Source organism: Paenibacillus flagellatus, from assembly GCF_003217775.1.
In the GTDB taxonomy this organism is placed as follows: Bacteria; Bacillota; Bacilli; order Paenibacillales; family NBRC-103111; genus Paenibacillus_AB; species Paenibacillus_AB flagellatus.
Genome location: NZ_QJVJ01000011.1, coordinates 237250 through 250296, shown reverse-complemented (window position 1 = coordinate 250296; position 13047 = coordinate 237250). Strand labels below are relative to the sequence as shown.

General features: G+C 62.9%; 6 protein-coding genes and 2 pseudogenes. 6 read left to right on the top strand and 2 right to left on the bottom strand.

From position 1 onward, the window contains the following. Positions 1–102 precede the first annotated feature (102 nt). Both DLM86_RS23735 and DLM86_RS23725 read left to right on the top strand, forming a co-directional pair. Complete coding sequence (locus DLM86_RS23735) at positions 103–3138, top strand: glycoside hydrolase family 2 TIM barrel-domain containing protein (RefSeq protein WP_110842550.1); 3036 nt, start codon at positions 103–105, stop codon at positions 3136–3138. A 305-nt stretch (positions 3139–3443) separates the two neighbouring features. Next, positions 3444–4028: a histidine phosphatase family protein gene (locus tag DLM86_RS23725; protein WP_110842548.1), complete on the top strand. Its 585-nt coding sequence runs from the start codon at positions 3444–3446 to the stop codon at positions 4026–4028. A 14-nt stretch (positions 4029–4042) separates the two neighbouring features. On the opposite strand, the gene DLM86_RS23720 is transcribed toward DLM86_RS23725, so the two are convergent. Beyond that, positions 4043–5419 (bottom strand): sugar porter family MFS transporter, encoded by a 1377-nt coding sequence (locus DLM86_RS23720; protein WP_110842547.1) that lies wholly within the window; start codon positions 5417–5419, stop codon positions 4043–4045. 204 nt (positions 5420–5623) lie between these two features. On the opposite strand from DLM86_RS23720, the gene DLM86_RS23715 reads away from it, so the two are divergent. After that, the gene (locus tag DLM86_RS23715; protein ID WP_110842546.1) at positions 5624–7843 is read left to right on the top strand and encodes a PAS domain S-box protein; all 2220 of its coding nucleotides are present in this window, start codon (positions 5624–5626) and stop codon (positions 7841–7843) included. A 58-nt stretch (positions 7844–7901) separates the two neighbouring features. Here DLM86_RS23715 and DLM86_RS33230 read toward each other — a convergent pair. Next, a pseudogene (locus DLM86_RS33230) lies at positions 7902–8156 on the bottom strand (helix-turn-helix domain-containing protein); the annotation flags it as partial. A 282-nt stretch (positions 8157–8438) separates the two neighbouring features. On the opposite strand from DLM86_RS33230, the pseudogene DLM86_RS23710 reads away from it, so the two are divergent. The 3 genes and pseudogenes from DLM86_RS23710 (at position 8439) to fumC (ending at position 12936) form a co-directional block, all read left to right on the top strand. Then, positions 8439–10291, top strand: a pseudogene (locus tag DLM86_RS23710) (ABC transporter ATP-binding protein). A gap of 100 nt (positions 10292–10391) precedes the next feature. Continuing rightward, the gene (locus tag DLM86_RS23700) at positions 10392–11381 is read left to right on the top strand and encodes a Gfo/Idh/MocA family protein (RefSeq protein ID WP_110842543.1); all 990 of its coding nucleotides are present in this window, start codon (positions 10392–10394) and stop codon (positions 11379–11381) included. Positions 11382–11544: 163 nt separating this feature from the next. Further along, positions 11545–12936 carry a class II fumarate hydratase gene (gene fumC, locus DLM86_RS23695; RefSeq protein ID WP_110842542.1) on the top strand — a complete coding sequence of 464 codons (1392 nt, stop codon included), beginning with the start codon at positions 11545–11547 and terminating at the stop codon, positions 12934–12936. Positions 12937–13047 lie beyond the last annotated feature (111 nt).

Sequence of the window (13047 nt, the reverse complement as noted above, 5' to 3'; positions counted from 1 at the left end):
TTGGTCGCTATGTTCTCCCAGTATAACACAACTATAATGGAGGCAGCGGACCGGATCGGCGCGCCGGACGGTCCATCATGCGAGAGGAGAGCTGAGTGCGACATGCTGCAGATCGGCAAATATTGGGAGGACCCGAGCGTCCTGCACGTCAACCGGGAGGCGCCCCGCGCTTCGTATATCCCTTATGCGGACGCGGATACGGCCCGGGAGGGCAAACGGGGACGTTCACCTTATTATCAGACGTTGAACGGGACTTGGAAATTCCGTTACTACGAATCCGTCAGCCGGGTCGAGGACGGGTTTTACGCGGACGGTGCGGATACCGCCGGCTGGGACGACCTGCTCGTTCCGTCGTGCTGGCAGACGAACGGCTACGATCAGCTGCACTACACGAACGTCAATTACCCGATCCCGTGCGATCCGCCGTACGTGCCGGACGCGAACCCGGCGGGCTTGTACGTCCGCGATTTCTTGATCCGCGACAGCTGGTCGGAGAAGGTGCCGTACCTCGTCTTCGAAGGCGTGAACTCGTGCCTGTACGTCTGGGTCAACGGCGTCTTCGTCGGGTACAGCCAAGGGAGCCGCGTGCCCGCGGAATTCGACATTTCCCGTTACGTCCGCAGCGGCTCGAACCGGATCGCCGTCATGGTGTTGAAATGGTGCGACGGCACCTATTTGGAGGACCAGGACTTGTGGCGGTTTTCGGGCATTTTCCGAGACGTCTACTTGCTGGCGCGGGACAAGACGCATGTGCGGGACGCGTTCGTCAGGCAGCGGCTGTCCGACGATTTCGGCGAAGCCGAGCTGTACGCCGAGGTGGAGACGAACGGCCGTCTGGACGTGACCGCGGAGCTGAGGGACGCCGAAGGAAGGACGCTTCGGACGGCGAGCGCGGCAGTCGACGGGAAAGGGGTCCTGACGATCGCTTTGGCGAAGCCGGAGCTGTGGAACGCCGAACGGCCGTATTTGTACGAGCTGTTCGTGAAGGCGGGGGACGAGGTGCTGCGGTTCCGCGTCGGCTTCCGGCGCATCGAAATTTCGGATGGCGTATTCCGGATCAACGGCGTTCCGGTGAAGCTGAAGGGCGTCAACCGGCACGATTCGCATCCGGAGCTGGGTCAGACGATTCCGATCCGCCACATGATCCGCGATCTCGAGCTGATGAAGCGGCATAACGTCAACACGATCCGGACGTCCCATTACCCGAACGATCCGCGCTTCCTCGATTTGTGCGACGAATACGGCTTCTACGTCATCGACGAAGCGGATTTGGAATGCCACGGTATACGCAGCTACGACGCCGTGCCGGAAGGCGCGTTCCATACGCTGGCCAAACATCCGGACTGGAAGGCGGCTTTCGTCGATCGTGCGGTCCGTATGGTCGAGCGGGACAAAAACCACGCTTCGATCGTTATCTGGTCGATGGGCAACGAATCCGGCTACGGGACGAACCATATGGCGATGGCGGAATGGACGAAGGAGCGAGACCCGTCGAGACCGATCCATTACGAAGGGGCGGCGTCGATCTACAACGGCGATCCGAACGTCGACTGTCTCGACATGGAAAGCCGGATGTACCCTTCCGTCGAATGGGTGGAGCAGTATGCCGCCGATCCGACCAACAGGAAGCCGCTGTTCCTGTGCGAATACAGCCATGCGATGGGCAACGGCCCCGGCGACCTGCGCGATTACTGGGATGTCATCTACAAGCATCCGAAGCTGATGGGCGGCTGCGTCTGGGAATGGTGCGACCACGGGATCAAGACCGAGACACCGGAGGGCGTTCCGTTCTACGCGTATGGGGGCGACTTCGGCGACAAGCCGAACGACGGCAACTTCTGCATCGACGGCCTCGTCTATCCGGACCGGAAGCCGCATACCGGTCTGCTGGAGCTGAAGCAGGTTATCGCGCCCGTCCTCGTGGAGGCGGCCGACCTGGCGGCCGGTTCGATCCGGGTGACGAACCGGTACGACTTCATCGATCTGTCGCATCTGGCGATCCATTGGACGGTCGAGCGGGACGGCGAGCTAGCCGGGCAAGGCCAGCTGTGGGAGCTCGAGGCGGGGCCGCGGCAGTCTCAGACGGTGACGGTTCCTTGGGAGCGGTCGGTCACGGTGCCGGGGCGCTACGTGCTCACGATGTCCGTCCGGCTGAATCGGGAGACACGATGGGCCGCACCCGGACACGAGATCGCGTTCGCCCAGTTCGAGCTGCCCGCCGCCGCGGGATCGGACGCCGGACGTAAGATCGTCCGGGAGACGTTCGACGTGACGGCGAACGAGGACGGAGGCGTGCTGACGATCGAAGGGTTCGATTTCCGCCACAGGTTCGACTTGTCCCTCGGCACGTTCGTCGGCTTGTCGAAGCACGGCGTTCCGATGCTGGCCGCGCCGGCGAGGTTCAACGTCTGGCGGGCGCCGACCGACAACGACATGTATGCGAAGAAGAAATGGCTCGAGGAAGGATTCGACCGCGCCTTCATGAAGGTGTACCGGTGCGAATGGACGAAGCGGGACCGCTCGGCCGTCGACATCGCCGTCGATTTCTCGCTCGGCGGCTATATCCGTTCGCCGATCGTGCGGGGCAAGGCGGTCTGGTCGGTGGACGGGTCCGGGGAAGTGGCGCTGCGCGTTCACGTCCAAGTGAAGAACAATCTCGATTACTTGCCGCGGTTCGGCCTGCAGCTGACGATGCCGCGCGGCAGCGACGAGGTCGAGTATTTCGGCTACGGGCCGCACGAGAGCTATGTCGACAAGCGGCAAAGCGTGAGACGGGGCCTGTTCCGGACGACGGTCGACGACATGTTCGAGCCGTACGTCAAGCCGCAGGAAAACGGCTCCCGGTACGGCACCGAATGGGCCGTCGTGTCGAACGCGCAAGGGATGGGGCTGGCGTTCGCGTCGCCCGGCGGCACGTTTTCGTTCAACGCTTCGCACTATGCGCCCGAAGATTTGACCGCAGCCGGGCACGACCATGAGCTGGTCAAGCGCAAGGAGACGATCGTCCATCTGGACTACAAGATGAGCGGCGTCGGCTCCGGGTCTTGCGGCCCGCAGCTGATGGAGCCGTATCGGCTGAACGAGAAGGAGTTCGAATTCGGGCTGACGATCCGCCCGGTATTCCGCGAAGACGAATAGGGCATCGGTCGAGCGGACGATCTTCGGATCGTTCGTTCGGCCGTTTCGCGTAATGAAGGCCCCCATCGGGCAAATGAGGCTGTGGAATCGTATTTGAGGGGCGAGCAAGAACGGGGGGGAATCGCCCGTGGGGCGAATCCGCGTGCCGCCGCAGATATGCTGCTCGGAACCTGCTTTCAGCAAGCGTTTCAAACGCGCTTTCTCGACAGGGAGCTTTCGTTGCAAGAGCGCCTCGGTTTTGTAAGGCTCTTGCTCGATACGCTCTCCCAAGGACTGGAGATCGAATTGACGGAAGGCTGAGAGGCATGGAGATTGTTTTCATCCGGCACGGGCAAGGCGTCCATAACACCGACATTCCCGACCGGCTTAACGTAGCTCATCCCCGCTTGACCGACAAGGGGAGAGCCCAAGTCCGGCGGCTTGTGTCCGTATTCGCCTGTACGGCCGACGATCTGTTCGTCGTCAGTCCGACCGTGCGTACGATCGAGACGGCCGACCTTCTGACGGCGCATTTGACCGCCCCGCACAAGATGGCGAGTCCGCTTGTCGGGCCGAGAATGTTTCCTTTGCCGGACGATCCCGGGCGGCATGCCGTGAGATGCGACGACGTCTGCCCGGTATCGTATGTGAAACGGCATCACCCCGATTATATCACGCACGAGGGGGACGACGTACGCTTATGGACGGACGGCATCAATACGATAAGTCCGGCCGAGTTTCGGCGGCTGGGCGACCGGCTGATCGACTGGATCCGGCGGCAGGGCGCGGCTCGGACGTTCGTCGTTTCCCATGACGGCACGATCACCCATTATCGCGCTCTATTCAAGGAGACCGGGTTGACCCGGAATGACTTCCTCGGCGAAGCGGGGTGGCATCGAGTCGTTCTGTAATCCGAAATCACCCGTTACCGCGACGACCATTCGCGTTCGATCTGCTCGAGCGACTTGCCTTTCGTCTCCGGCACGACTTTGGCGCAGAAGACGATGGCCGCGGCGGCGATCGCCCCGAACATCCAAAACGTAGAAGCCGTCCCGATCGAATCGACGAGCATCGGGAACGTCTGGGAAACGGCGAAGTCGGCCGCCCACAAGCAGAGCGAGGCGATCGCGGTCGCGCGGCCGCGGATGCGGGTCGGGAAAATTTCCGCGATCATGACCCATACGACCGGTCCGAAGGAGACGGCGAAGGCGGCGACATACAACAAAATAAAGAAGAGCACGACGTAGACGGGCACGCTCTCCGCCCGAAAGCAGATGCCGACGACGATCAAGCTGACCGTCATGAGGCAGGCGCCGATCAACAGGAGCGATCTTCGCCCGACCCGGTCGATCAGCCATAACGCGACGAGCGTGAAGGCGAAATTGACGACGCCGACGAGCACGGTCTGGACAAGCGCCGCGTTCGTCCCCGCTCCGGTCTGCTTGAAAATTTCCGGCGCGTAGTACATGATCGCGTTGATCCCGATCATTTGCTGGAAAACGGCCAGCAGGACGCCGACGATAAGCGGAAGCCGCAGCGAGCGTCCGAACAGCTCGCGGATCGATCCGACGTCCTCGTCTTTCAGGCGGAGCATCTCGTGAAGCTCCTCCTTCGCCGCTTCTTTGCCGTTCATCTTCTCCAGCACTTCCAGCGCGTCCACCTCGCGCTTTTGCTTCATGAGCCAGCGCGGGCTCTCCGGCAGCGCGAGCAGCAGCGCGAAATAAAGGACGCCCGGGACGACGCCGAAGCCGAACATCCAGCGCCAGGCGTATTCGACGTCCCATCGGTCGTCGCCGATTCCCGCGATCGCCGCGTTGATGAAAAACGTAACGAATATGCCGGTAACGACGGCGAACTGGTAGTACGACACGAGACGGCCGCGGTGTCGGGCCGGCGCGATTTCGGCGATGTACAACGGAGTTAACGTGGACGCCATGCCGACACCGAGCCCTCCGATCATTCGTGCCGCCACCAGTCCGGCGACCGAATCCGGAACCGCCGAGCCGATCGATCCGACCGTGAACAGCGCCGCCGCCGCGAGCAGCGTCCGCTTGCGCCCGAACCGGTCGCTGGACGAGCCGGATAGGGCGGCGCCGATCGCGGCGCCGACGATCAGGCTGGAGACGGTCCAGCCGAGCAGCCCGGAGTCCATGTCGAAGCGCGTTTTGAGAAAGCCGATCGCTCCGGATATGACCGCGGTGTCGTAGCCGAATAAAAAACCGCCGATCGCCGCGATGACGGAATAGATCGTTACGTACCTCTTAAACGATTGGCGCCCGGACCGCGAACGGTTCTGTTGCATGGCATTCCCTCCTCGAACGAGCGAAGCGATAAAAATATGGAAAACGCTCCGTTTCCATCGATAGGGTACCCGACTTCTCCCCTTTCATGCTTTCTTATTTTTTTTCGAGCCGGCAGGGATTTTCAAGTTTTTGTCAAAATAGGTTACCGTGATCCGCTGAACATGATCCGAACCATATTCGTGCGATAAAGGGATGATGACCGGATGGCGAACGTATTGGAAAACTTGGGATCCATACAACACGAGCTGCTGAAATCGTTCATTACGCATATGAGCGACGGCATCATCATCATCGATCTGGAAGGCAAAGTGCTGGAGGTGAACCCGGCGTTCGAGAGGCTGCACGGCTGGACGAGGGACGAGGTGATCGGGACGGTGCTCCCGGCGACGCCGCCCCATCTCCTGAGCGAAGCGAGACGGCTGCATGCGGAAGTGTTGTCCGGCAATTGTGTAAGCGGTTACGAGACGGTCAAGCTGAAAAAGGACGGAACGACGTTTTACGCCAGCCTCACTCTGTCGCCGGTCATGGACGAAACGGGACGGATCGTCGCGCTTGTCGGAGTCGAGCGGGACATTACCGCGCAGAAGACGGCGGAGAAGAAGCTGGCGGAGAGCGAGGAGCGGTACCGGCAGCTCGTGGAGCTGTCGCCGGAGCCGATCGTGGTCGTCGGGGGCGACGCCGTCCGATACGCGAATCCGGCTGCGCTCGAGCTGATCGGCGCGGAGCGGCTCGATGCGGTCGCCGGCCGGCCGTACCGGGATTTTCTCCATGACGGCTACGCGGTGGAGCTGCAGTTTATGATCGAGAGGGCATGCGTGCTCGGGAAGCCGTCGAGCATCGTTCCGGTCAAGCTGATCCGAAGCGACCGGACGCCGGTCGACGCCGAGGTGAAAATCGTGCCGTTCCGTTCCGTCGGCGGCGACTCCGTCCAGCTGCTGTTCCGGGACGTGTCGAAGCGCAAAAAGGCGGAGGAATCGCTGCTCGAAGCGGAGCATCTATACCAATGTCTGATCGAAAACGCGATGGTCGGCGTCTACTTGTACCAAAACGGCGAGATGGTGTACGCGAACTCGCATCTGGCGGACATGCTCGGCTATACGCGCGAGGAGATGCTTCGTCTCGATCTGTCGGAGGTGCTGGCCGGGGACGATATGGAGCCGGTATTCGACTTGGCGGTCCGGACGCTCGAAGGCGCCGTCTCGAGCTTCCCCTTCGCGTTCCGCGCCATCCGGAAGGACGGACGGATTCTCCATCTGGAAGGCATCGTAACGCGCATCCCGTATCGCGGGGAAGCGGCTTTGCTCGGGACGGTGCAGGACGTTACCTACAAGAAGGACGTCGAGCGGGAGCTGCGGGAAAGCGCAGGCCGATACAAGCGGCTGATCAAGTTTTTGCCGGAGCCGATCGTCGTGAGCGACGGCGGGACGATTCTGTACGCGAACCGATCGGCGATGAAGCTCGTCCGGGCGGGCGACGAGAACGAGCTGATCGGCCGGGACTTGTTCGGGCTCGTCCACCCGCAGCAGCGGGAAGCGTCGAGGCAGGTCGTCGACCGCGTCATGGAGACGGACGAGCCGTCCGAGTTCCAGGAGCGGATGCTCGTCTGCTGCGACGGCCAATCGATCGAGGCGGAAATGTCCAGCATCCGCATCCACGATTTTATGGGCAAAACCGTCACGCTGACCGTGCTTCGCGACTTGACGGACCGCAAGCGCGCCGAAGAGCTGCTCATCCGGTCGGAGAAGTTGTCCGTCGTCGGCCAGCTTGCGGCGGGGCTCGCGCACGAAATCCGCAATCCGCTTACGTCGCTGAAAGGGTTCAACCAGCTGCTCAAGGCGCGCAATCCCGATCAATCGGCCTACTACGAGCTGATGTTGACCGAGCTGGAGCGGATCAATGTGATCGTGGGCGATTTCATGTCGCTCGCCAAGCCGAAGCTGTCGCGGTTCGGCTTCGGTAGCCTGCACGCGATACTCGGCACCGTCATTTCGATTTTGAGCCATCAGGCGATCATGACGAACGTCAACCTCGCGCTCCACGCCGACGAGACGCTGCCGGAGCTGTACTGCGAAGAAAACCAGCTGAAGCAGGTATTCATCAACCTGATCAAAAACGCCATCGAAGCGATGCCGGCCGGAGGCGAGGTGACGGTAACGGCGGAGAGGATCGAGGCGAACCGCGTCAGCGTCAAAATTCGCGACCGCGGTCCGGGTATCCCCGAGCCGCTCGTCCAAAAGCTGGGCGAGCCTTTCCTGACGACGAAGCCGTCCGGCACCGGGCTCGGCCTCATGATCAGCCACCGCATCGTCGAAAACCATAACGGCTCGATTCGCATCGCAAGCCGGTTGGGCGAGGGAACGGTCGTCGACGTCGTTTTGCCGCTGCCCGGGGTGTCCCCGGTCGGAAAGGCGCTGCATGCGTGAGGCCAAGGCCGTCCCCGCTACGTCTTCCGGTAGACGCGCTCCGGTCGCCGACCGTGCCGTACGCGAGGTCGGCGCGCACTTTGCCGAGCGTGACGAGATACTCCAAGTATCGCCGCGACGTGGACCGGCTGATGCCGAGCGCCGCGCTCGTCTGCTCGGCGGTCAACGGACCGTCGGAAGAAGCGACGTATCCGGTTACCTTCTCCAGCGTCAAGCTGTCGATTCCTTGGGACCGAGCGGGTCGCGGGATCGCTCGCCGCCGCGGATCAGCTCGTCGATGACCGGCTGTCTGACTACCTCGAACCCCTTCCACCTTTCCACGAACCGCCGGTTGATTTCCGCGATCCGCTGTCGTCCTCCACGATCAATTCGAGACGGGCGCGCCCCGCGCGCCGGAACCGTTCCGTCTTCCGCTGTCCGGATTCACACCATCTTCACATGAGCGCGCCTATAATAAAGGCGAAAAAACGGCGCTTAGGGGGAATGGACGTTGGAGCCGATACGAAGTACCGGCACGGCCTCGGGATCGGCCGCGGAGGCGAGCCGCGCCCTAGGGGCGAGCAAGCGCAAGCTCGTCCGGCGTTATTTGCAGTTCGTGAAGCCGTACCGCTATTACTTGCTCGCGATCGCGGCACTCGGGCTCGTCCAGTTTGTCGTGCCGCTCGCCAGCCCATGGCTGACGAAAATCATGATCGACGACGTACTGGGCGGCGAGGACTCGGGCTGGACGATGCGGCGGGTCGCCTCGCTGTTCGCCGCGATCTACGCGCTCAGCCTGATCGCTAGCTTCGCGCGCAACGCCGTAACCGCCCGGCTCGGGAGCCGGATGGTGGCGGGCATCCGCCGGCAGCTGTACGAGCACATCCAGAAGCTGTCGCAAAAATTTTACGACAGCCGGCAAGTGGGGAGCATTTTGTCCCGGGTCATCAACGACGTCAACGGCGCGCAAAGCTTGATCGGCACGAACGTCATCAACGTGGCGTTCGACATGGTCATGGTCGTGTTTGCGGCCTTTTTCCTGTTCTCGCTGAACCGGGAGCTCGCCCTGCTGTCGCTGTGGATATTGCCCGTCTACTACTTGACGTTCACGAACTTGAACGTGCGCATCCGCTTCGCCTCCCGTTCGGTCCAGCGCCAGATGGAACGCATATCGGGCGTGCTCGTCGAGCGCATCTCCGGGATGAAGATCGTCCAGTCGTTCGGCCGGGAACGAACGGAGCTGGACCGGTTCGACCGCCAGGCGGAGCAGCATATGACGCATTCGCTCGCGGCGCAGACGCTGTCCAACGTCCTCGGCCGAATCAGCCAAGGGGTCGGCTACTCCGGCACGCTCATCACGTGGGCCGTCGGCGGCACTCTCGTGCTGAAGGGGCATATGACGATCGGCTCGCTCGTCGCCTTTCACGCTTATTTGGGACAGCTGTACGGCCCGATTCAACGGTTCGCGGAGGTGAACGTGACGGTGCAGAACGCGCTCGTGAACGTCGAGCGCATCTTCGAGGTGCTCGACATCGAGCCCGACGTGCGCAACGCGGAGCATCCCGTGCCGCTTCGGACGTGCCGCGGCGACATCCGGTTCGAGAACGTCTCGTTCGATTACGAGACGGAGCTGCCCGTGGCGCGCAGTTCGCGTCAAGGGTTCGATCCGGATCTCGTGGAGCGGCAGCGTCCGCCGAAGTCGTTTTACTGGATCCCGCCGAAGACGAAGCCCGATCCGCCGCAGACGACGACGGAGACGCGGACGGCGCTCCGCAACGTCAGCTTTCATGCGCTTCCCGGTCAAGTGATTGCGCTCGTCGGGCCGAGCGGCGCGGGCAAGTCGACGCTGATCAACTTCATCCCGCGCTTTTACGACGCAGGGGCCGGGACCGTCTACCTGGACGGCATCGACATCAAGGAATACGACATCCACGATTTGCGCAAGCAGATTGCGGTCGTCCTGCAGGACAACATTTTGTTCTCCGGCACGGTATACGACAACATCGCGTACGGCCGCCCCGACGCTTCGATGTCGTCGCGGCGGCGAAGGCGGCCAACGCCCACGAATTCGTCTCGAAATGGGAGAAAGGCTACGACACGGTGCTGGGGGAACGGGGCATGAGGCTGTCGGGCGGGCAAAAGCAGCGGCTCGCCATCGCCCGCGCGCTGCTGAAAAACCCGCGCATCCTCATTCTCGACGAAGCGACGTCGGCGCTCGACGCCGAATCGGAGGCGCTCGTCACCGATGCGCTCGACCGGCTCATGCGCGGCCGTACGACGTTCGTCATCGCCCACCGGCTCGCCACGGTCGTCCGGGCCGACCGGATTATCGTCATGAACGAAGGCGAAATCGCGGAGTCGGGGACGCACGAGCAGCTGCTTCGGCTGAACGGCTTGTACCGCGAGCTGTACGAGAAGCAGCTGAAGGCGATGCGCCCGGAAGGATATGAAGAAGCGCTCCGTCCGTAGAGGCGTCCGGCTGCTCCATGGCCGTCCGTTCCGTCGCGCGTGCCATCGTGCCCGCTTCCGGTTATAATTGGAATGAAACGGGAACGAAGGAGGAATCGGGATGAAGAGATGGCGCTGGGGCGTGCTCGGTACCGGCAATATCGTCGCCAAAGGGGGGGCCGGCATCCAGCGGTCCGCGAACGGCGAATGGCTCGGCGTAGCGGGGCGCAATCCGGAAAACGGCAGGAGGGCGGCCGAGACGTACGGCGTGCCGAGAGCGTATGCCGGGTACCGGGAGCTGCTGGACGACCCCGACATCGACGCGGTTTATATCGCGCTGCTCAACCATCTGCATCTGGAATGGGCGCTGGAGGCGGTCAAGGCGGGGAAGCACGTGCTGCTCGAAAAGCCGTTCGCGCTGAACGAGCGGGATGCCCGGATTATCGTCGAAGCGGCGAGAAGCCGCGGCGTCCGGGTCGAGGAGGCGTTCGTCTGGCGGCATATGGAAGGGCACGCGGCGGCTCGCGAGGCGATCCGGGACGGGAAGATCGGGGAGCCGGTCTTTTTCCGCGGCCACTTCTCGTTTACGGCGGCCGGGAACAGCACGCGGCTCGTCGAGGAATGGGGAGGCGGCGCGCTGTACGACATCGGCTGCTACCTCGTCGCCTGGAGCCGCTACCAGTTCGGCGAGGAGCCGACATACGCGGATTGCCGGTTTACACGCGACGAAGGGACGCGGCTCGACCGCCGTTTCGCAGGGACGCTCGCCTTCCCGGGCGGCGGAACCGCCCACATGACGGGCGCGATCGATATGCCGTACGGCTGCGGCTACGAGATCAAGGGGACGCGAGGGGGGCTCGAGGTACGGCAGTTCGCGGATGCGGGCTCGATTACGCTGCAGGTGACCCTGAACGGCGAGACGCGCGATTTCGTCACCGACCGGATCGAGCCGTTCCGGCTGCAGGCGGAACGGTTCGCGGAGCGGGCCGGGGCTTCCGACCCGATGCCGGACGGCGGGGAAGCGATATTGGCGCAAGCGCGCGTCATGGACGCGCTGTTCGCCTCGGGCGACGAAGGCGGCCGCGTCCGGGTGAAGACCGGCTCGGCTTGAGACGCGCCGGCCTCGACCGGGGGTAACGGAAGCTGCGGCTTCCGCTATCCCCGGTTTGTCATATGACGCCTACGACGGGCGGTCGGTTCGGAATGCGATTACGGCTGCCGCCGGCGGGACAAACTGGAAGGGAAGCATCGCCACCACGAGGGAGGAATCGTTCATGGAGTACCGCATCGAGAAAGATACGCTCGGCGAAGTGAAGGTGCCCGCCGACAAGCTGTGGGCGGCCCAGACGCAGCGCAGCTTCGAAAATTTCCGCATCGGCACCGAGCGGATGCCGATCGAGCTCATCCGCGTGTTCGCCATGCTGAAGAAGAGTGCGGCGCTCGCCAACCGGACGCTCGGCCAGCTGGACGAGGACAAGGCGGAGGCGATTGCGGACGCCGCCGACGAAATTATCGCCGGCCGGTGGGACGACGAATTTCCGCTCGTCGTCTGGCAGACGGGCAGCGGCACGCAGTCGAACATGAACGTCAACGAAGTGATCGCAAACCGCGCGAGCCGGCTGCTGCAGGAGCGGGGCATCGAAAAGCGCATTCACCCGAACGACGACGTCAACCGGTCGCAAAGCTCGAACGACACGTTTCCGACGGCGATGCACGCCGCCTGTCTGATCGCGGTCGAGGACCGGCTGCTGCCGGCGCTCGCGAAGCTGAAGGAGACGCTCAAGCGGAAAAGCGACGAGTATATGGACGTCATCAAAATCGGACGCACCCATTTGCAGGACGCGACGCCGCTCACGCTCGGTCAAGAAATGAGCGGCTGGCACCGGATGCTGGAGAAGACGGAAGCGATGCTGAAGGAAAGCGTGAACGCGCTGCGGGAGCTGGCGATCGGCGGCACGGCGGTCGGGACGGGCATCAACGCGCATCCGCGGTTCGGCGAGCTCGTGGCCGAGGAGCTCGGCAGGCTGACCGGCAAAACGTTCGTGTCCGCCCCGAACAAATTCCATGCGTTGACGAGCCACGACGAGATCGTCTACGTGCACGGCGCGATGAAGGCGCTCGCCGCCGACCTGATGAAAATCGCCAACGACGTTCGCTGGCTCGCCAGCGGTCCGCGCAGCGGCATCGGCGAAATCCGCATTCCCGAGAACGAGCCGGGCAGCTCGATCATGCCGGGCAAAGTGAATCCGACGCAGAGCGAGGCGATGACGATGGTCGTCTGCCAGGTGATGGGCAACGATGCGACGATCGGCTTCGCGGCGAGCCAGGGCAACTTCGAGCTGAACGTGTTCAAGCCGGTCATCGCTTACAATTTCCTGCAATCGGCGCGTCTGCTTGCCGACGCGATGGTGTCGTTCAACGATCATTGCGCGGTCGGCATCGAGCCGATTCCCGAATCGATCCGCGCCCACCTGGACCGCTCGCTCATGCTCGTGACCGCGCTCAATCCGCATATCGGCTACGAGAAGGCGGCGCTCGTCGCGAAGACGGCGCACAAGGAAGGCCTTACGCTGCGCGAGGCGGCCGTCCGGACGGGGCTGCTGACGGAGGAGCAGTTCGATAGGCTCGTCCGCCCGGAGCTGATGATTCGTCCGACGGGAGACTGAAGCCCGCCCGGGCTTCGATCATAATGAAGATTACGGACGTCAAGACGAACATCGCCAACGATGCATGGGATGGAGTGTTCGTCCGCGGTCGCCGAGCATCCGATACAACCC

Coding starts and splice junctions, on each gene's coding strand:
- DLM86_RS23720 (WP_110842547.1), bottom strand. CDS start 5,419: ATGCAACAGAACCGTTCGCGGTCCGGGCGCCAATCGTTTAAGAGGTAC.
- DLM86_RS23700 (WP_110842543.1), top strand. CDS start 10,392: ATGAAGAGATGGCGCTGGGGCGTGCTCGGTACCGGCAATATCGTCGCC.
- DLM86_RS23735 (WP_110842550.1), top strand. CDS start 103: ATGCTGCAGATCGGCAAATATTGGGAGGACCCGAGCGTCCTGCACGTC.
- DLM86_RS23725 (WP_110842548.1), top strand. CDS start 3,444: ATGGAGATTGTTTTCATCCGGCACGGGCAAGGCGTCCATAACACCGAC.
- fumC (WP_110842542.1), top strand. CDS start 11,545: ATGGAGTACCGCATCGAGAAAGATACGCTCGGCGAAGTGAAGGTGCCC.
- DLM86_RS23715 (WP_110842546.1), top strand. CDS start 5,624: ATGGCGAACGTATTGGAAAACTTGGGATCCATACAACACGAGCTGCTG.